At 43.0% G+C, this 19,123-nt stretch carries 17 protein-coding genes, 1 tRNA gene and 1 riboswitch; of the genes, 17 read left to right on the forward strand and 1 reads right to left on the reverse strand.

Annotation, left to right across the window (positions count from 1 at the left end):
* Positions 1 to 20 precede the first annotated feature (20 nt).
* A riboswitch (cyclic di-GMP riboswitch) is annotated at positions 21 to 96 on the forward strand.
* A 299-nt stretch (positions 97 to 395) separates the two neighbouring features.
* The 17 genes from AB5026_RS11155 (at position 396) to AB5026_RS11235 (ending at position 18,618) form a co-directional block, all read left to right on the forward strand.
* A complete protein-coding gene (locus AB5026_RS11155; protein WP_110101987.1) occupies positions 396 to 1,445 on the forward strand; it encodes a GGDEF domain-containing protein in 1,050 nt (349 codons plus the stop codon).
* A gap of 1,182 nt (positions 1,446 to 2,627) precedes the next feature.
* Positions 2,628 to 3,893 (forward strand): sn-glycerol-1-phosphate dehydrogenase, encoded by a 1,266-nt coding sequence (locus AB5026_RS11160; protein ID WP_110101986.1) that lies wholly within the window; start codon positions 2,628 to 2,630, stop codon positions 3,891 to 3,893.
* A 70-nt stretch (positions 3,894 to 3,963) separates the two neighbouring features.
* Positions 3,964 to 4,455 (forward strand): 2-C-methyl-D-erythritol 2,4-cyclodiphosphate synthase, encoded by a 492-nt coding sequence (gene ispF / locus AB5026_RS11165; RefSeq protein ID WP_044961210.1) that lies wholly within the window; start codon positions 3,964 to 3,966, stop codon positions 4,453 to 4,455.
* A 1-nt stretch (position 4,456) separates the two neighbouring features.
* Positions 4,457 to 5,866, forward strand: a complete 1,410-nt coding sequence (cysS, locus tag AB5026_RS11170) for a cysteine--tRNA ligase (RefSeq protein WP_021650981.1) — start codon at positions 4,457 to 4,459, stop codon at positions 5,864 to 5,866.
* Positions 5,851 to 6,276, forward strand: a complete 426-nt coding sequence (locus tag AB5026_RS11175; RefSeq protein WP_021650980.1) for a Mini-ribonuclease 3 — start codon at positions 5,851 to 5,853, stop codon at positions 6,274 to 6,276. Before cysS ends, AB5026_RS11175 begins: the two co-directional genes overlap by 16 nt.
* The gene (rlmB, locus tag AB5026_RS11180; RefSeq protein ID WP_021650979.1) at positions 6,248 to 7,012 is read left to right on the forward strand and encodes a 23S rRNA (guanosine(2251)-2'-O)-methyltransferase RlmB; all 765 of its coding nucleotides are present in this window, start codon (positions 6,248 to 6,250) and stop codon (positions 7,010 to 7,012) included. The genes AB5026_RS11175 and rlmB overlap by 29 nt, the downstream gene beginning before the upstream one ends.
* 36 nt (positions 7,013 to 7,048) lie before the next feature.
* Positions 7,049 to 7,633 carry an RNA polymerase sporulation sigma factor SigH gene (gene sigH, locus AB5026_RS11185; RefSeq protein ID WP_110101985.1) on the forward strand — a complete coding sequence of 195 codons (585 nt, stop codon included), beginning with the start codon at positions 7,049 to 7,051 and terminating at the stop codon, positions 7,631 to 7,633.
* A gap of 84 nt (positions 7,634 to 7,717) precedes the next feature.
* Positions 7,718 to 8,071 (forward strand): hypothetical protein, encoded by a 354-nt coding sequence (locus AB5026_RS11190; RefSeq protein WP_059085171.1) that lies wholly within the window; start codon positions 7,718 to 7,720, stop codon positions 8,069 to 8,071.
* Between the two features lie 164 nt (positions 8,072 to 8,235).
* A tRNA-Thr gene (locus tag AB5026_RS11195) sits at positions 8,236 to 8,308 on the forward strand.
* Positions 8,309 to 8,422: 114 nt separating this feature from the next.
* The gene (locus tag AB5026_RS11200) at positions 8,423 to 10,090 is read left to right on the forward strand and encodes a glutamine--tRNA ligase/YqeY domain fusion protein (protein ID WP_015525883.1); all 1,668 of its coding nucleotides are present in this window, start codon (positions 8,423 to 8,425) and stop codon (positions 10,088 to 10,090) included.
* Between the two features lie 189 nt (positions 10,091 to 10,279).
* The gene (locus tag AB5026_RS11205; protein WP_022426223.1) at positions 10,280 to 10,885 is read left to right on the forward strand and encodes a nucleoside triphosphate pyrophosphatase; all 606 of its coding nucleotides are present in this window, start codon (positions 10,280 to 10,282) and stop codon (positions 10,883 to 10,885) included.
* 8 nt (positions 10,886 to 10,893) lie between these two features.
* Entirely contained in the window at positions 10,894 to 11,559 is a 666-nt protein-coding gene (locus AB5026_RS11210; RefSeq protein ID WP_044961208.1) for an HAD family hydrolase, read from the forward strand.
* Positions 11,552 to 12,355 carry a Cof-type HAD-IIB family hydrolase gene (locus AB5026_RS11215; protein WP_015525886.1) on the forward strand — a complete coding sequence of 268 codons (804 nt, stop codon included), beginning with the start codon at positions 11,552 to 11,554 and terminating at the stop codon, positions 12,353 to 12,355. Before AB5026_RS11210 ends, AB5026_RS11215 begins: the two co-directional genes overlap by 8 nt.
* A 1-nt stretch (position 12,356) precedes the next feature.
* Entirely contained in the window at positions 12,357 to 12,614 is a 258-nt protein-coding gene (locus tag AB5026_RS11220) for a hypothetical protein (protein WP_015525887.1), read from the forward strand.
* A gap of 120 nt (positions 12,615 to 12,734) precedes the next feature.
* Positions 12,735 to 15,710 (forward strand): LPXTG cell wall anchor domain-containing protein, encoded by a 2,976-nt coding sequence (locus tag AB5026_RS11225; protein WP_244094809.1) that lies wholly within the window; start codon positions 12,735 to 12,737, stop codon positions 15,708 to 15,710.
* 240 nt (positions 15,711 to 15,950) lie between these two features.
* Positions 15,951 to 18,005 (forward strand): molecular chaperone HtpG, encoded by a 2,055-nt coding sequence (gene htpG / locus AB5026_RS11230; RefSeq protein ID WP_044961170.1) that lies wholly within the window; start codon positions 15,951 to 15,953, stop codon positions 18,003 to 18,005.
* A gap of 280 nt (positions 18,006 to 18,285) precedes the next feature.
* Positions 18,286 to 18,618, forward strand: a complete 333-nt coding sequence (locus AB5026_RS11235; RefSeq protein WP_044961168.1) for a sporulation initiation factor Spo0A C-terminal domain-containing protein — start codon at positions 18,286 to 18,288, stop codon at positions 18,616 to 18,618.
* Here the strand turns inward: AB5026_RS11235 and AB5026_RS11240 are convergent, their stop codons facing one another.
* Entirely contained in the window at positions 18,619 to 19,122 is a 504-nt protein-coding gene (locus AB5026_RS11240; RefSeq protein ID WP_022426217.1) for a DUF5721 family protein, read from the reverse strand.
* Position 19,123: the final 1 nt, after the last annotated feature.

Genomic DNA, 19,123 nt, shown 5'->3' on the forward strand with positions numbered 1-19,123 from the left:
TATACGTGTAAAAGCTATAATAAGGAAATCGGCAAACCAGATGAAAGTCTGGGACGCAAAGCTACAGGGCCTGTAAAATGGCAGCCAGTTGCATAAAATGAGGTGCACTGTCTGGTTGGCAGTGCTTTTTTTGAGGAATGATTTATCAACAGGAGATGATCTTCCCGATATTTGTACACAGACAGTTTATGATCCAAACATCAATGACATGAGTGGATTGATAAGCTGCTGTTGATGTTAGCGGAAGTTATAAAGCAACAAGAAAACTGCTGCAACTGTCATTCCATCTTCAAAGATTAATATTCTTAATGAAAGTTCGCTGACCAAAAGTCTGTCATTTGATTTCCTGTAGGAAAGTAAATGAATATTATTTAAGGTTTGGGATAAATTGTGAAATGCAGACAAACAAGAAAAGTAAAAATATAATAGGTATTATACAGAGTTTCCTTATATTGATATTAGTAGTTCTTATTATTTTTATGATGATTCAGATTAGTAGGCTGCAGGGGACAGCACGCGTAATAAATTATGCAGGTCTGGTACGTGGAGCTACACAGCGTGAAGTAAAATTAGAAATTACAGGAAACCAAAATGAAGAATTAATTAAATATTTGGATGATATTCTTCTTGGATTGAGATATCAGGATGGACATTATGATCTGGTAAAACTCAATGACGAAGAATACCAGGAAAAATTGCAAATCCAGAGTGATTACTGGGATAAATTGAAAACAGAAATTGAAGCAGCAAGAAACAAGGGATACGAAAATACAGACATTGTTAATATGAGTGAAATATATTTTTCGATGGCAGATGAAACTGTCTCTTCCGCAGAAAGCTATTCAGAAAAGATCGCTGTAAAGATTCGTACTATAGAGCTTTTGTCGGCACTTGATATGTTGAGTCTGGTGATATTGGTTATTATGCAGACTCTAAGGGCAATGCAGATGGCAATGCAAAACAGACTGCTGGAACAGAAAGCATTCATAGATGCCCATACTGGGCTGCCAAATAAAAATGCCTGTAATGATCTTCTTAATAAAAAAGATATAATTACAGATCCTACAGCTTGCATAATGTTTGATTTAAATAATTTAAAAACTGTAAATGATACAATGGGACATTCCGCAGGAGATCAGTTAATAATAAATTTCGCAAAGCTTTTGCGCAGTGTTATTCCAGAAAAGGATTTTGTTGGAAGATATGGCGGAGATGAGTTTATAGCAGTCATTTATCATACAAGCGAGGCGAAAATTAAGGAAATATTAAAATCCTTGAACAGAGAAAAAGACAGATTAAATAGTTATGAAAATCAAATACCAATCGACTATGCATGCGGATGGGCATTATCCTCCGATGATATGTCGTGTACAATGCAGATGTTATTGGATGCTGCAGATGCTTATATGTATAAAAATAAACAGATATGCAAGAAATATAATTAGCTTTCAGCTCAGAGTAGATAAAAGATAATAGACGCGATCAGACGAAATATTGTTTTGCGTAGAAACACTGGAAATCCTTGAAAACAAAGGATTCTTGGTATAAGATGAAACAAGTCAAAGCACGTTATTGCGTAAAAAAAGAAAGCAATATATTTATACCGTGAAGTCTGGAAAGTGTTGATTTTAAAGCATTTTTGGATGTGTGGGATGCTTTGAAAATATGATTTTGTGACAATTTTGTGACAAACGGCGGAAAAATCACGGATTTACAAAGACGAAGCATATTGATTTCATGATCGGCATATGCTATAATGCCAGTAGGCAAAAAAGATATGACGATGTTCCATGTGAACAAAGAACGAACCCCCGTATGTACCACCAATACATGCGAGGGTTCTTCTCTTTTTATTTCAGTGGTTGAGCATCCACCAGGCTATTCGTTGTCCTTGTTATGACTGTCTAACCATTTGCAAATGAGATGGCAAGTCACACCTGCCGCAACAGCCACTAAAAAAGATATGACTATTTCCATGTGTTCACCTCCCCCCGTTGCCGGGTCTCGGTTGGACAACGCAGTCAGTATAACACAACTTAGAACAGAATGGAACATATAAAAATACCCGGTGCAAATTAATGTACCGGGTGTTTCTTTGGCCTTTTTGTCAATTCTTGATGTTTTTGTTTTAACCATTCTTCATACTGCTTTTGAGTTTGAATAGAAGAGTTATAGTCATTAGGGCAAGGAGAAACTTTCTTTCCCTTAATCAAATCTCTGTAATAGTAGGATTCTTTTTGCGTTTCCGGTCGTTATATTGCTTTTGAGCTTTTTTGTCAGCAGAACATTTAGGGCAAAAATTTACACGTTTACAGAATGAAATGAAAAAGCTTGAAAATGTAATGTAATAATCAGAGCCATTCCCTTTATTGGGCGTGGCTTTTTATTATGACAATTTTTGTGACAAACAAAAGAAAATAGACGCAACCAGACGAAACATTGTTTGGCGTAGAAACACCGGAAATCCTTGAAAATAAAGGATTTTTGCTATATGATGAAACAAGTTGAACTCTATCATTGCGTAATAAAAAAAAATCCTGTATAATACCAAACTGTAATATTGTATCATTCAGCGGACAGAGAAATACGCTGTGAATCATTAAAAGAAGTCAGGAGGACATAAGTACATGCGAGTCGATGCGGACGATTTTGCCCGACCTTGCAGCTGCGGGAGGGAGCACCACATAGACGTTAGAGAAATTGTAATTGAATCAGGAGCTATCGGGAAACTGGAAAAGGAAATGTCAGACGGTGATCTGAAAGAATGTATTTCCCCGCTTCTGATCTGTGACACGAACAGTTACAAAGCTACAGAGGAACTGATGGAGGATATCTACGACCGGTGTCAGGTACTGATCCTGGATGCTGAAGGTCTTGAGGCAGATGAGCGTGCCGTGGAGATCGTGGAGAATTATATGGAAGAGGACATCGATCTTGTTCTTGCAGTTGGAGCGGGGACGATCCATGATCTCAGCCGTTTTGTCGCCCATCAGTACCGGATCCCTTTTGTCTCTGTGCCCACCGCAGCCAGTTCAGACGGATTTACTTCCACAGTAGCAGACATGACCTGGAATGGTGTAAAAAAAGTATTTCAGGCATCTGCGCCACTTTTTGTTTTTGCGGATACGGATATTTTTGCTAAGGCGCCTGCAAGGCTTACAGCAGCCGGGGTGTCGGATATTCTGGGAAAATACATTGCGCTGGCAGACTGGAAGATAGCAAGTATTCTTGTGGATGAATACTATTGTACAGCGGTGGCAGACCTGGAAACAAAAGCGATCCGGACTGTTAAGGATAATCTGAAAGAAATTGCAGCAGGAGAGAAAGATGCATGTGAGAAGCTGATGTATGCGCTGATCCTTTCCGGACTGGCCATGCAGATGACAGGAAACTCCAGACCGGCATCCGGGGCGGAGCACCATATGGTCCACCTCTGGGATATGGAAGTGGTCAATGGTCACCTGGATGCTCTTCACGGGGAGAAGGTTTCTGCAGCAACCATGCTGGTCCTTCTGGAATATAAAAAGCTTGCAGATGCTATCCGAAGAGGAGCCTGCAGAGTGCATGCCTTTACAGACGGAGACACAGAACTCCTGCAGGAGACCTTCGGCAGAAAAGGGATTCTTGGAGCACTTGAAAAAGAAAACACCCCGGAACTTCTGGACGATGTAAGCACAGAAACACTTTCCGGTGCACTTCCGGAAATCCTTAAGATCATAGATCTTCTTCCTGCAGTTACAGATATGCAGGAGATGATGAGTATCGTTGGCTGCGTGAGCAGAGTCCGGGATATCGGACTGCCGGGAAAAGCGATCGAGGAGAGTCTCAGACTTGCACCGTATACAAGAAGAAGGCTGAGCCTTCTGAGACTTCGGAAGATGCTCACATACTGAGCAGGAACAGCTCATAAAAGGTTCTTTTGACTTGACATAAATTTCAGGAAAGGCAGTGATGAACGGTTTGATGAGAGTAGGAATGGGATATGATGTACATAAACTGACAGAGGGCAGGAAGCTGATCCTTGGTGGTGTTGATATTCCCTGGGAAAAAGGTCTTTTGGGCCATTCGGATGCGGATGTTCTGATCCATGCGATCATGGATGCACTTCTGGGAGCTGCGGCTCTTGGAGATATCGGAAAGCATTTTCCGGATACAGACCCTGCATATAAGGGAATCTCCAGTGTGAAACTTCTGGTGCATGTTGCCGGATTACTGAAGGAGAATGACTATGCGATCGGAAATATCGATGCCACCATCATTGCTCAGAAACCGAAGATGGCACCACATATTCCGACGATGAGAGAAAATATCGCAGAAGCACTTGGGATTAAAATATCACAGCTGAATATCAAGGCGACCACAGAGGAAGGCCTTGGATTTACAGGACAGGGAGAGGGAATCTCCTCACAGGCGATCTGCTCCCTGTACAGAATCGGGAAATTGGAGGAAGAGTAACATGAAGATTTTTAACACACTGACACGCAGAAAAGAGGAATTTGTACCTCTGGAAGAAGGAAAAGTAAAAATGTATGTCTGCGGACCTACGGTATACAATCTGATCCATATCGGAAATGCCCGCCCTATGATCATTTTTGATACGGTGCGCAGATATATGGAATATAAAGGATATGAAGTAAATTATGTATCCAACTTTACCGATGTAGATGACAAGATCATTAAGAAGGCCATTGAAGAGGGCGTTTCCGCAGAGGAAATCTCTACCCGTTATATCAAAGAGTGCAAGAAGGATATGGCAGATATGAATGTAAAACCTGCTACAACTGCACCTCAGGCTACACAGGAGATCCAGGGCATGATCGACATGATCCAGACTCTTATTGATAAAGGATATGCATATCCGGCAGCTGACGGGACCGTTTATTTCCGTGTAAAGAAATTCAAAGAGTATGGCAAGCTTTCTCATAAGAATCTGGATGATCTCCAGTCAGGATTCCGTTCTCTTAAGGTATCCGGTGAGGATCAGAAGGAAGATCCGTTAGACTTCGTGCTTTGGAAACCAAAGAAAGAGGGCGAGCCGTCCTGGCCATCACCGTGGTGCGACGGACGTCCTGGCTGGCATATTGAGTGCTCTGTTATGTCCAAGAAATATCTCGGAGAAGAGATTGATATCCATGCAGGCGGTGAGGATCTGATCTTCCCGCATCATGAGAATGAGATCGCACAAAGTGAGTGCTGCAATGGTAAGATTTTTGCAAGATACTGGATGCATAATGGTTTCCTGAACATCGACAACCGCAAGATGTCCAAATCTCTCGGAAATTTCCGTACCGTTCGTCAGATCGGTGAACAGTATGATCTTCAGGTTCTCCGTTTCTTTATGCTGAACGCACATTACAGAAGTCCGCTGAACTTCAGCGCAGATCTGATGGAGGCAGCAAAGAACTCTCTGGAGCGTATCCTTGAGGCGGCAGGCAAGCTCAGCGACCGTAAAGACAATGGGGCGGCAGAGAATATTACAGAGGAAGAGCTTGCGCTTCTCAAAGAGGCAGAAGGTTTTGTTACCAAATTTGAAGCGGCCATGGATGATGATTTTAATACTGCAGATGCACTTGCGGCAATTTTTGAGCTTGTAAAATTTGCCAACACAAACGTAGACGAGAACAGCTCAAGGGAGTTTGCCGGTGGTCTTTATGAGGAACTTTTTAAGCTCAGTGATGTGCTGGGACTGAAAATCGAGAAAAAAGAAGAGATTCTTGACAAAGAGATCGAGGATCTGATCCAGGAACGCCAAGCTGCAAGAAAGGCAAAGGATTTCAAGAGAGCAGATGAGATCCGAGATGAGCTCCTGAAAAAAGGTATCATCCTTAAAGATACAAGAGAAGGTGTGAAATGGCAGAGAGCTTAAAGAAACTGAAAGAGCTGTTTGATCTGAAAGACGCAGACCTTCGGACTTATTCGCCGCTGACGCTGGCCTATATCGGGGATGGTGTTTATGAGCTGGTGATCCGTACTATTCTTGTGAAAAAAGCGAATTGTCCGGTAAATCGTCTCCACAAAAAAGCTAGCAGCCTTGTAAAAGCATCTGCGCAGTCGGGTATGATGGAGATCCTCGAACCACTTTTGACAGAAGAAGAAAAAAGTGTATATCGAAGAGGAAGGAATGCGCATTCCGCTACCATGGCCAAACATGCCACCATGGCGGATTACCGGCGTGCCACAGGGTTTGAGGCGCTGATGGGATATCTTTACCTGAAAGAGGATTTTTCAAGGATACTGGAACTGGTCCATGCAGGACTTGAGAAGGAGGAAATTTAAATTGACTGAAATGATAGAAGGAAGAAATGCGGTCCTTGAGGCATTTCGTTCCGGTAAATGTGTTGATAAACTGTTTATTCTGGATGGCTGTCAGGACGGACCGGTCCGCACCATCGCAAGAGAAGCCAGAAAACATGATACCATTGTAAAATTTGTTCCAAAGGAACGATTGGATTCCATGAGCGAGACAGGTGCACATCAGGGTGTGATCGCACAGGTTGCGGCTTATGATTATTCTACAGTGGAAGATATCCTGAAAAAAGCAGAAGATAAGGGAGAGCCTCCGTTTATCATTCTTCTTGATAATATTGAAGATCCTCATAATCTGGGAGCTATCATCCGTACCGCAAATCTCGCAGGTGCTCATGGTGTGATCATTCCCAAACACAGAGCAGTAGGACTGACTGCTACGGTTGCAAAGACGTCGGCAGGCGCACTGAATTATACACCGGTTGCCAAGGTTGCTAATCTGGGACAGACTATTGATGAACTGAAAGAAAAAGGCATCTGGTTCGTATGTGCAGATATGGACGGAGAGGTGATGTACCGTCAGAATCTGACAGGACCTATTGGCCTTGTGATCGGAAATGAGGGAAATGGTGTAAGCCGCCTTGTAAAAGAGAAATGTGATTTTACTACCGCGATCCCGATGAAAGGGGATATCGATTCCCTTAACGCTTCTGTAGCAGCAGGGGTGCTTGCTTTTGAAATCGTGAGACAGAGACTGTCAAAATAAATACATCAAATACAGCCATAGCTGTTCGGAGAAAAAATGTGCCGATATAATGAGATGACGGATGAAGCTCTTATCAAAAGACTTCGTGCAGGGGAATCTGCAATTGCAGATTATCTGATGGAAAAGTATAAAGGTCTGGTCAGAAAAAAAGCCCGTGCCATGTTTCTGATAGGTGGGGACACAGATGATCTGATACAGGAGGGGATGATCGGACTGTTTAAGGCAGTCCGTGATTACCAGTCAGACAGGGAGTCGTCTTTTCAGTCTTTTGCAAATATATGTATTGACAGACAGATATATACTGCAATTAAAAGTTCAAACCGCCAGAAACATCAGCCACTGAACACTTATGTGTCTTTAAGCGACGGAGAGGCGGAGGAAAACTTCAGAGATTCCTGTGTGGAGCATGATAATCCGGAATCGATCCTGATCGACCGGGAAAATGTGGCGGCTCTTGAAAATGAAATGAAAAAGAGCTTGAGCCCTCTGGAAAACAGGGTACTGCAGTTGTATCTGGATGGAAATGGATATATGGATATTGCCCAGATCCTTGGAAAAACACCGAAATCCATTGATAATGCACTGCAGAGGATCCGTGGGAAAATTAAAAGCTATTTTTGAGAAGAGTAAATACCTCTTTCCTTTTGAATATAAAAGTATTAAAATAATATTCATAAGGAGCAGAATAAGAAAGGAGACCAAATTATGGCAAAGATCAATAAATATTGGGGACTTGTTGCAGTAGGAGCGCTTACCGCTGCCGCAGCAGGAGCTATCGCAGCACTTGTATCCAGACGATCTGTATGCGAAGAAGACTTTGAGGATGATTTCGAAGATCTTGATGATTTCAAGGATGACGAGAAGAAGGAAGAAAAAGAAGAGAAAGAAGTCTTCCAGGACTGGGACAAGACTGCATCTGAGACTGTAGAAGTTTCCAAAGAGGCAGAGGATGCTGAAGAGGCACCAACAGAAGCAGAAGAGGAAACACCTGCAGATGATGAATCGGAGGCCGAAGCGGAAGAAGAGACAGAAGCAGAAGAGACAAAGACAGAAGAGTAAAAAGAGAATCCTGCGTGCTGTGTCTGTGAGCGACAGCACACAGGATTTTTTGTGCTATAATCATGAAAATATGAATTTTTAAAAAAATAAAAATAATGTATTGACAATATGACAATCATCTGATAATATAAACAACTGTGAGCGGCACAAACGTCGCGAAACAAGCTGCTGTGGCTCAGTCGGTAGAGCGTCGCCTTGGTAAGGCGGAGGTCACGGGTTCGATTCCCGTCAGCAGCTTTTTTTGTGTCTAAAAACAGACAATTTTTTGTTTAGATAAAGGTTTTGCGGGTTTCAAAAATTCCGGATTTATGATAAGATAAAACATCAGGATGATATTTAGGAGGGAAAGCAATGGAGAACGAAACAGTTTCCAAAAACTTTATTGAAAATATTATAGACAAAGATCTTGAAGAAGGCGTTTATGACACCGTGCATACACGTTTCCCACCGGAACCTAACGGCTATCTTCATATCGGACATGCGAAATCCATTCTTTTAAATTATGGATTGGCTCAGAAATACAACGGAAAATTCAATCTCCGTTTTGATGATACCAACCCTACAAAGGAGAAATCCGAATTTGTAGAGTCCATCAAGGCTGACGTGAAATGGCTTGGTGCAGACTGGGAAGACAGACTTTTCTTTGCATCTGATTATTTTGATCAGATGTATGAGGCAGCAGTGAAACTTATTAAGAAAGGCAAGGCCTTTGTCTGCGACCTGACTGCAGACCAGATCCGTGAGTACCGAGGAACTCTTACAGAGCCAGGTAAAGAGAGCCCGTACAGAAACCGTACTGTAGAAGAGAATCTTCAGCTTTTTGAAGAGATGCGTGAGGGCAAATACGGAGATGGCGAGAAGGTTCTCCGTGCCAAGATCGATATGGCATCACCGAATATGAACATGCGTGACCCGGTCATTTACCGTGTAGCCCGCATGACACATCACAATACAGGAGATAAATGGTGCATCTATCCGATGTACGACTTCGCTCATCCAATCGAGGATGCCATTGAGGGTGTGACACATTCTATCTGTACTCTGGAGTTTGAGGACCACAGACCGCTTTATGACTGGGTGGTAAAGGAACTGGAATATCCGCACCCACCGAAGCAGATCGAGTTTGCAAAGCTGTACCTGACCAACGTTGTTACAGGTAAACGTTATATCAAGAAGCTTGTTGAGGACGGCATCGTAGATGGATGGGATGATCCGAGACTAGTATCCATCGCCGCACTTCGCCGCCGTGGATTTACACCGGAGTCTATCCGTAAATTTGTAGAACTCTGTGGTGTTTCAAAGGCGAACAGTTCTGTAGATTATGCAATGCTCGAGTACTGCATCCGTGAGGACCTGAAGCTGAAACGTCCGCGTATGATGGCGATTCTTGATCCGATCAAGCTCGTGATCGATAACTATCCGGAAGGACAGGTTGAGTATCTTGAAGCTCCGAATAATATGGAGAATGAGGAACTTGGAACCAGAAAGATTCCGTTCAGTGGAGAACTTTATATTGAACGTGATGATTTTATGGCAGAGCCTCCTAAGAAATACAAACGTCTCTATATTGGAAATGAAGTTCGTCTTATGAATGCATATTTTGTAACCTGCACAGGTTATGAGGCAGATGACGACGGAACGATCCGTGTAGTCCACTGTACCTATGACCCGGAGACCAAGGGCGGAAATGCACCGGACGGACGTAAGGTAAAAGGAACGATCCACTGGGTGGAAGCATCCAATGCAGGTAAAGTTGAGGTAAGACTTTACGAGAATATCGTAGATGAAGAAAAAGGTGTTTACAATAAAGAAGATGGTTCTCTTAATGTAAATCCGAATTCTCTTACAGTAACAAGTGCTTATGTAGAGCCGGAGCTTCTGAAAGCAAAAGGTTATGACAGCTATCAGTTTGTACGTAACGGTTTCTTCTGCGCAGATATCCATGACTCCAGGGAGGGAGCACCGGTATTTAACCGCATTGTATCTCTGAAGAGCTCTTTCAAATTACCGAAAGCATAAAAACTGTCAAAAAGAATACGAAACATATGACAGCAGTACACCGTGAACAGGTATCAGGGTGTACTGCTTGTTTTGTTTTATCGTCATCAGGAATAAATGGATAAGTACAAAATGCTCCTGCAACGATTTCGGTTGCGCCCATTTACAGAAACGGTTATACTGATAACACAGGAAAGAGAGGAATTACACATGAAGAAAATCGTGCTTGCTTCCGCATCTCCCAGGAGGCGGGAACTTTTAAGCCAGGTAGGAGTCGCCTTTGAAGTGAAGCCTGCCAGCGGGGAAGAACGGATCACCAGTGCAGAGCCTGCGAAAGTGGTGGAGGAACTTTCTCGTCAGAAAGCTATGTTTACGGCATACGCGCTGGAGGAAGAGGAGAACCGAGATCTGAGAGATGTGGTTGTGATCGGTGCAGATACCGTTGTATCTTATGAGGGTAAGATTTTAGGTAAACCGGCAGATGAGACAGCTGCAATAGAGATGCTCGCTATGCTGCAGGGGAATACACATCAGGTATATACCGGTGTAACTTTGCTGATAAGAGAAAAAGGGAGATGGAAAGCTCATACCTTCCATGAGTGCACAGATGTGAGCTTTTATCCGGTGACAGAGGAAGAAATAAAGGAATATGTAAACAGCAAAGACCCAATGGACAAAGCCGGAAGCTATGGGATCCAGGGCGCCTGGGGAGCCTATGTGAAGGGAATCCGTGGTGATTATAACAACGTGGTGGGACTGCCTGTGGCAAGACTGATCTATGAGACAAAAAAACTGGGAATGAACCTGAGAGGATGAAAGACAAAATGATAAAAGCTTGTATATTTGATCTGGATGGAACAATTGCGGATACACTGGAATCTATGGCATATGTGGCGAATGAGATCATGGAAAAGTTTTCCCTGAAACCACAGCCGGCAGATAATTTTCGTTATTACAGCGGTGAAGGTGCAGATATGCTGATCAGAAGATGCCTGATCGATGCAGGAGATCCGGAGCTGGTACACTACGAAGAAGTCAGGGAACTTTATCGCAGGAAATTTGATGAAGATCCGCTGTATAAAGTTGTGCCATATAAAGATATGCCGGAAACCCTTCAGAAGCTGAAACATACAGGCCTTAAGATGGCTGTATGCTCCAATAAGCCTCATGTTGCGGCGCAGAAAGTGGTAAAGGCGATCTATGGCGATCTGTTTGATGAGGTGATGGGACAGCAGGAAGGGATCCGCAGAAAGCCGGCACCGGATGGTCCGCTGAAGATTGCAGAAGATTTCGGCGTAAAGCCGGAAGAATGTATGTATATCGGAGATACAAAGACAGATATGCAGACAGGAAGTGCTGCCGGAATGTATACCGTTGGTGCACTATGGGGATTCCGTGACAGAGAAGAGCTTGAAAATAACGGTGCAGATATTGTAGCAGCTGTACCTGGTGATCTGTTTACTATTTATGAGGAGAAGCAGCATGATTAAGATGGTTGCCAGCGATCTGGATGGAACGCTGCTTATCGGTGGAAGACAGACGCTGCCGGAAGAGATCTTTCCGCTGGTAAAGGAACTGAAAAAAATGGGAATCCTCTTTGTGGCAGCCAGTGGCAGACAGTATGCCAATATGAGGAATCTTTTTGCGCCGGTAAAGGACGAGATGGCATTTATTAGTGAAAATGGCGGGCTCGCTGTCCAGAATGAGAAGCTTCTGTACTGCGACAGCTTTGACAAAGAACTGGTCAGAGAGATCATTCAGGTAATATGGGAAAAGCCCGGAGCGGAATTTTCCTGTTCTACAAAGGATTTTTATTATATCATGCCCAAGACAGAACATTATCGCCATCTGATGATCGAAGAAGTAAAAAATCAGTGTAAGATCATAAAGAGTTTTGATGAGATCACAGAGCCTTGTATGAAGGTTGCAGTTTATGAGAGAGAAGGAATGACGGAGGAATCCATCCAGTACTGGAGAGAACGGTTCAAAGACAGATGTACTGTTGTGACATCCGGATTTGCGTGGGTGGATTTTGTTCCATTTACCACGAACAAAGCAAAAGGGATCCGTAAATACCAGGAACTTTTGGGAATCGGACCGGATGAATGCATGGCGTTCGGGGATGAATACAATGATATTGAAATGATGAAATCTGTAAAATACAGCTTTGCCATGAAGCATGCGAAGCCAGGGGTAAAGGCGGCGGCTTTCTACGAGACAGAGAAGGTGGAACCAGTACTTCGCAGACTGATTGCGGCGGGCGGAGATATAAAGGAGGTACTTTAATATGTACAAGAAAGAATATGTCCAGACATTTCTGGAAAAACAGGGTCAGCTTTTTGATGAGCCGGTAGCAGAGGATTTTGAGGAGGCAGAGGAATTTCTCGAGGATTGCATGGCAGTTGTGCTGGATTCCCTGAAGGATGTTAAAAAATATCTGGATGGAATGGGCGCAGATGTGGAGGGGATTTCCCTGAAGGAGCTGGAAGAAGAAAGCGAAGTATTTAAACTCCCGGACGGAAAATATATGATCGTAGAAGGCTGACGGAAAGCAGGGATTACACCTCTGAAAATTAAATATGATAAACTTGCATCAGCAAAAAGAAAGCCCTGCGTAGAAAGGGTAAATGTGGGGAAAATAAAATGATGTAAAGGAGGATGGGATATGAAAAAAAGCAGAGTGCTGGCAGTCGTCATGGCTGTGCTTATGATTGTAACGCTGCTTCCATCGATGGTATTTGCCACTGCAGCTCCATCTGGAAATCTTGATGGAAAGCTGAAGGTCAAAGGAACACTTGCGATCGGGTCTACCTTAAGTGCAGATTACTCAAAGGTCAAGCCGGAGGGGATCACAGATGATAATGTGAGTTTTTCCTGGTCATTAAAAGACGGAGACCTTCTTACAGAGGTAGGAACTGACAAGACTTATAAAATCGATGAAAAAGATCTGGGTATTCCGATCGTTCTGAAGATCACCGGAAAAGAAGAGACGGGAGTCAGTGGTGAGCTTACGGTGACGACCCAGGAGGTTTCCGAAACAGAGGAGGAAGCCAAAGCACTGGCAGAAAAGAAAAAGGAAGAAGCCAAAGCAGCAGGAGAAGATCCGGATGCGGAGGAAAGTGAAGCTTCGGAGTCTTCAGAGAACACGCCGGATACAGAAGCTGGAACGTCAGAGGAGCCTGATAGTGCTCAGCCTGAGGAAACCATAGAGCCGGCAGAAGAAACGGAGTCTGCGGATGTGCAGGAGAATACAGATGTACAGGAACCTGCAGATACCCAGGAGCCTGCTGAAAACTCTGTTATAGAAGTAAACGGAGAACAGTCAGGGCCTCAGAATGCCGATGAGGCAGATACATCCGGAGATAGTCAGACAGAGACACCGGATTCCGCAGATACAGCAGCAGACGCTTCCGAAAAAAATGAGGAACCGACATATTCGGCATCTGCATACACGGAAGATGGAAGTGGAATTCTGGATTTTGGTTCCGTGGAAGAGGGATATACGGAAATTCCGGAAGCACAGATGGTTACTATCACAAATAACGGAACCGGGGATCTTAATTTTAAAGAGATCGCCCCGGAGAATTTCATGGCTGCGGATATTAACGATGCGCCATTAAAGAGTGGTGAAAGTGTTGCTGTGTGGGTAAAACCACGAGAAGGTCTGAAGGCTGGAGAATACAAAGATCTGATCACGTATCAGACAGAAGAAGGTGCCGATGTCTTCTTTGAAGCGGACTTTACAGTAAAAGAACCGGAAAATAAAAAAGTCGAAGATCATGAAAATAATGAGCAGACAGATCCCGGGGAAACATCGGACCCTGCAGCGGAAAAAATATACAAGCTAATTGCGGATCCGACAGAACTGCCTTTTGATGATCTGACTGCCGGTTATGAAAAGGTAGAAACAACAAGTACAGTCACGATCAAAAACGAAGGTACAGAAGCTGTGACGTTAGTACAGCCTGAGTCGAAGTTTTTTGATATTGCGCCGGTCAGTGAAGTGGAGAGTAGCGGAAATATCCAGTTGGCGCAGGGAGGAGAGCAGACCTTTACCGTACAGCCTAAGCTTGGACTCTCTGCAAAAGATGATCCATACGTGGAAGAGCTTGTATTTGCTTCTGATGAAAGCACGGAAGCATCTGCTACAGTGACGGCTTCGGTTATGGTAAAGACAGAAACACCAAAAACAGTTACTGCAACAGTGAAACCGGAAGGTCCTCTGAAGTTTGGAACACTGGAACAGGGCTATGAGACTGCGCCGGATGCACAGCCTGTAACCGTAGAGAATACAGGTACAGAGGCTATCCGGATCCAGCTTTCTGCTCCGGAGGATTATGAGGTGGGAGAGCTTTCTGCGGAAGTGCTCAATCCCGGAGATAAGGCGGCAATCTTTACCGTACAGCCCAAGACCGGTCTTCAGGCCGGAGATCACAGCGATACGATTTCTGTGACAGATCAGAATACCGGAAACACACTGGCTGAAGTCCGGCTGGAATTTACAGTTTCGGAACCGGAACCCAATCCCGGTCTTTCGGTAACAGACAGTCTGGAGTTTGGAACCAAAGAGGAAGGCTATAAGGAACTTCCTGATGCGAAGACAGTTACAGTTACCAACACCGGAAATACAAAGATCGTTCTGAAACAGCCTTCATCAAATGCATATACAATTGGTACACTTTCCGCCACAGAGCTGGAAGCAGGAGATAATGCAACCTTTAGCGTACAGCCGGTCAGCGGACTTTCACAGGGGGAATATCTGGAAGACATTGTGATCGCCAATGATGCAAATGTGGAAGCTTATGTAAATGTCCATTTCAGCGTTACAAAGAAAAAAACAGATAACGGTAAGAAGGCGAATAACCTTACAGGCATCAAAAAGCCATCCGATATCAAAGATCTACCCAATGGAACCCAGAAAACCCAGAAAGCCCTGAAGCTTCCGGGAACAGTAAAGATCACTACAACAAAGGGAGAGCAGAAGGCATCTGTTAAATGGGATGTTAAGGGATCTTCTTATGATCCGTCTTCTGCAGAACGTCAGATATTTAATGTAAAAGGTACCGTCATTCTTCCGGAGGGGGTTAAGAATCCCAACAAGATCAGTACAGTGATCGCAGTAAGTATTACAGTAAATGGATATCAGGGCACGGAAGCCGCTGCATCGGACAATAAGATCACAGGCATTGATTCCAATGGCAAGTATGATACCAATACAAAGATCACCTTTACAGCAGCTGGTGCAGGAATGGATAATACAAACCCGCGTAAGGGAGATACCAGATATCAGCCGAAGAGCTGGAAGATCACAGAGACCCGTACCTGGGATGGAGAGCCTTATACTGCAACATTCCGTGTCAGCAAGCCGGGAAAATATACTCTGAAAGTTACCTTTGGACAGCAGAAATACGACGGCTCCAGCTGGAAGGATACCGGTACACAGTCAGAAAGTACGGTTACTTTTACGGTATCACAGGCAGCAGTTCTTACTGCGACTCCGAGTCCGGCAGTGACACAGACAAATCAGAAATCTGCAGTGCAGACGGGAGACAGTACACCGATCATGACATTTGTGATCATTTTGATCGTGGCTGTGGTATGTATTGGAGGAATCCTTGTATATCGTAGAAAGAAAAAATAAGAACAGAATGTAGAAGATAGTTTTACAGCACCCTCCGTACAAAAAATGTACGGAGGGATTTTTTTGCACATAGAGATCCGTTTTACATGCTGTTACTAGCACTCTATAATGATGAGTGCTAAATTTTTCTTGACTTTTGTAAAAAGTCGTATTAGTATATATTTATTGAAAAAAACAACAGGTTTCCGGCTCTGTCGGAACATCAGAAATAAAAATAAAAACAAAAGGAGAGTGACATATATGTCAGCAAAACATGGCAGTTTATCAATCAACAGTGAAAATATTTTTCCGATTATCAAGAAATGGTTATATTCCGACCATGATATTTTTGTAAGAGAGATGATCTCCAACGGATGCGATGCGATCACCAAACTGAGAAAGCTGGAAGTTATGGGAGATTATACATTCCCGGAAGGTTACAAACCGGCTGTAAATGTTATCGTTGATCCGGATCAGAAAACTTTGAAGTTTATCGATAACGGTATTGGTATGACAGCAGATGAAGTAGAGGAATATATCACACAGATCGCTTTTTCCGGTGCCACAGAGTTTCTTGAGAAATATAAGGATAAAACAACGGATGATCAGATGATCGGTCATTTCGGACTTGGATTTTATTCTGCATTTATGGTTGCAGATGAAGTTCATATTGATACTCTCTCTTACAAGGAGGGTTCCACACCGGTACATTGGACCTGTGACGGTGGTACGGAGTATGAGATGGCAGACGGAAACAAAACAGAACCGGGAACAGAGATCACTCTTTTCCTCAATGAGGAAAGCCTGGAGTTTGCCAATGAATATCGTATGAGAGAGGTTATCGAGAAATACTGTTCTTTCATGCCGGTAAATATCTATCTTTCCAAAGCAAATGCTGAACAGGAGTATGAAACCATCGATGAGGCAGATCTCCGTGAAGATGATGTGGTAGTTGAACATATCCATGAGGATGCCAAGACAGAGGAAAAGGAGAATGATAAAGGCGAGAAAGAAGTTGTGGAAGTTTCTCCTGCCAAAGATAAAGTAAAGATCAATAAACGGCCGGTATCCTTAAGCGATACACAGCCGCTCTGGATGAAACACCCAAATGAGTGCACGGATGAAGAGTATAAAGAATTTTACCGTAAGGTATTTATGGATTACAAGGAACCGCTGTTCTGGATCCATCTGAACATGGACTATCCGTTCAACCTGAAGGGTATCCTGTATTTCCCGAAGATCAGGACAGAGTATGATTCCATTGAGGGAACCATCAAGCTTTATAATAATCAGGTATTTATTGCAGATAACATCAAAGAGGTGATCCCGGAATTCCTTCTTCTTCTGAAAGGCGTGATCGACTGTCCGGATCTTCCACTGAATGTTTCCCGTTCTGCACTGCAGAATGATGGTTTTGTGAAAAAGATTTCTGAATACATCACCAAGAAAGTAGCAGATAAGCTCACCGGAATGTGCAAGACAGACAGAGAGTCTTATGAGAAGTACTGGGATGATATCAGCCCGTTTATCAAATTTGGATGCATCAAGGATGCGAAATTTGGTGAGAAGATGAATGATTATATCCTCTTTAAGAATCTGGATGGCAAATATCTTACCCTGAAAGACTGCATTGAGGAAAATAAAAAAGAAGAAACAAAAGCAGCTGAAGAGGAGAAGACAGAGGAGAAAGCTTCTGAAGGATCCCAGAATGAGGAACCGGAAAAAACGGTGATCTATTATGTGACCGATGAGGTACAGCAGAGCCAGTACATTAATATGTTCCGTGAAGCGGGTAAAGATGCTGTACTGCTGAAGCATGTGATCGATTCACAGTTTATTTCCCATCTTGAACAGCAGGATCAGACGATCCAGTTCAAGAGAATTGATGCCGATCTGACAGAAGAGCTTCGTGAAGACGGAGAAGCGGATGAAACAACAGTCAAGACACTTACTGAGGTGTTCCGTAAGAATCTTGGCAAGGATAAACTTGAAGTAAAAGTAGAGAAGCTGAAAAATGAGGGAACTGCAGCGATGATCACTCTTCCTGAGGAGAGCCGCCGTATGCAGGATATGATGAAAATGTACAATATGTACGGAATGGATCCGAATATGTTCGGTGGTCAGGAAGTACTTGTACTGAACGCAAATCATCCTCTTGTAAGATTTATAGCAGAAAATCAGGGATCAGAGTATGTTCCGGTGATCTGTGAACAGCTTTATGATCTTGCAATGATGAGCCATAAACAGCTTTCTCCTGAAGAAATGACAAAATTTGTAAAGAGAAGCAACGATATCCTTATGGTCCTTACAAAATAAAACGACATATAAAATGATCGAAAGGCTTTGCCCGTAATGGGGCGAAGCCTTTGCTTTTTTTATAACAATATGTGTATCTTTAACACAATTATAGGAATTTTAAATAAAATAATAGATATTAAATAAAAATAACCTGTAAAATATGACTAAAAATTTAAATTAGTATCTAATATGTATAAAATAAATTTTCAGAAGAAAGCGAAAAATATAGATAACTGTCGTATTATACATAAGGGAGTGCTTTTAAAAAGAGAAAAAAATGAAATGGAGGAACAAATGTATGAAAAAGGTGTATGGATTGATCAGAAGACTTGGTGCAAATTCGAAATACAAAGGATATTTTTTCGTTGCGGAAGCGGTAAAGATTTCCATGGGGGATCAGTATAAACCATTGCGGATCACAAAGGATATTTATCCATACCTGGCGCGGAAGTACAGATCAACACCTACCAATATTGAGCATGATATCAGAACAATGGTAAATGTGTGTTGGGAAGGAAATAAAAAACTGCTGGATGAGATTGCAGGATATCCTCTAGAATACAAGCCTACCAACAGTGAATTTATTGATATGCTTGCGTATTATCTGAGGGAAATAGAAGAAGAGAATTGACTATAGCCTTTCAAAAAGAATCTGATTCCTGGACAGAAAGCTCAGGATCATATCATCCCAGAGCTGCTCTGGGCGTTTATCCATAGAGAATGTTTTAAGAGAGGTTCCGGTAGTACAAAGAAGGCTGTTATTTTTAAATTGAAGATTTAAGAATAGTCCGTCTATCTGTTCGGAGGAAATTCCGAAATCTGTATTTCTCATTGCAGCTTCAACTCCACTCCGACTTAAATGCAGCACGATCCTGAAGCTTAAGGGCGTACGCTTACCGCGGATCACAGACCAGCAGAAAGGTCTGATGTCCTTCCAGAGAGAATGTGTCCGGCCGTGCTCTGTGAGTCTGTTCATGCTGTCTGTATCAAAAAAATCTTTCTGAAGCCTGCCATCAATGGTAAAAGTATTAAAAGTAGTCACAGTCGCTTCGGACAGACAGAATTTGTCAAATACTTCTCCTATAAAAAGTTTGTTTGTGAAATCCCGGATATCTGTAATCTTTAATGCAAGCATG

The sequence above is a fragment of the Blautia sp. RTP21359st1_E11_RTP21359_211015 genome (assembly GCF_040910705.1).
Taxonomy (GTDB): Bacteria; Bacillota; Clostridia; order Lachnospirales; family Lachnospiraceae; genus Blautia_A; species Blautia_A fusiformis.

What these genes read in the sequence shown, in the direction of transcription:
- AB5026_RS11155 (WP_110101987.1), top strand. Translation starts at nt 396, where the DNA reads ATGCAGACAAACAAGAAAAGTAAAAATATAATAGGTATTATACAGAGT.
- AB5026_RS11160 (WP_110101986.1), top strand. Translation starts at nt 2,628, where the DNA reads ATGCGAGTCGATGCGGACGATTTTGCCCGACCTTGCAGCTGCGGGAGG.
- ispF (WP_044961210.1), top strand. Translation starts at nt 3,964, where the DNA reads ATGAGAGTAGGAATGGGATATGATGTACATAAACTGACAGAGGGCAGG.
- cysS (WP_021650981.1), top strand. Translation starts at nt 4,457, where the DNA reads ATGAAGATTTTTAACACACTGACACGCAGAAAAGAGGAATTTGTACCT.
- AB5026_RS11175 (WP_021650980.1), top strand. Translation starts at nt 5,851, where the DNA reads ATGGCAGAGAGCTTAAAGAAACTGAAAGAGCTGTTTGATCTGAAAGAC.
- rlmB (WP_021650979.1), top strand. Translation starts at nt 6,248, where the DNA reads ATGCAGGACTTGAGAAGGAGGAAATTTAAATTGACTGAAATGATAGAA.
- sigH (WP_110101985.1), top strand. Translation starts at nt 7,049, where the DNA reads ATGTGCCGATATAATGAGATGACGGATGAAGCTCTTATCAAAAGACTT.
- AB5026_RS11190 (WP_059085171.1), top strand. Translation starts at nt 7,718, where the DNA reads ATGGCAAAGATCAATAAATATTGGGGACTTGTTGCAGTAGGAGCGCTT.
- AB5026_RS11200 (WP_015525883.1), top strand. Translation starts at nt 8,423, where the DNA reads ATGGAGAACGAAACAGTTTCCAAAAACTTTATTGAAAATATTATAGAC.
- AB5026_RS11205 (WP_022426223.1), top strand. Translation starts at nt 10,280, where the DNA reads ATGAAGAAAATCGTGCTTGCTTCCGCATCTCCCAGGAGGCGGGAACTT.
- AB5026_RS11210 (WP_044961208.1), top strand. Translation starts at nt 10,894, where the DNA reads ATGATAAAAGCTTGTATATTTGATCTGGATGGAACAATTGCGGATACA.
- AB5026_RS11215 (WP_015525886.1), top strand. Translation starts at nt 11,552, where the DNA reads ATGATTAAGATGGTTGCCAGCGATCTGGATGGAACGCTGCTTATCGGT.
- AB5026_RS11220 (WP_015525887.1), top strand. Translation starts at nt 12,357, where the DNA reads ATGTACAAGAAAGAATATGTCCAGACATTTCTGGAAAAACAGGGTCAG.
- AB5026_RS11225 (WP_244094809.1), top strand. Translation starts at nt 12,735, where the DNA reads ATGAAAAAAAGCAGAGTGCTGGCAGTCGTCATGGCTGTGCTTATGATT.
- htpG (WP_044961170.1), top strand. Translation starts at nt 15,951, where the DNA reads ATGTCAGCAAAACATGGCAGTTTATCAATCAACAGTGAAAATATTTTT.
- AB5026_RS11235 (WP_044961168.1), top strand. Translation starts at nt 18,286, where the DNA reads ATGAAAAAGGTGTATGGATTGATCAGAAGACTTGGTGCAAATTCGAAA.
- AB5026_RS11240 (WP_022426217.1), bottom strand. Translation starts at nt 19,122, where the DNA reads ATGCTTGCATTAAAGATTACAGATATCCGGGATTTCACAAACAAACTT.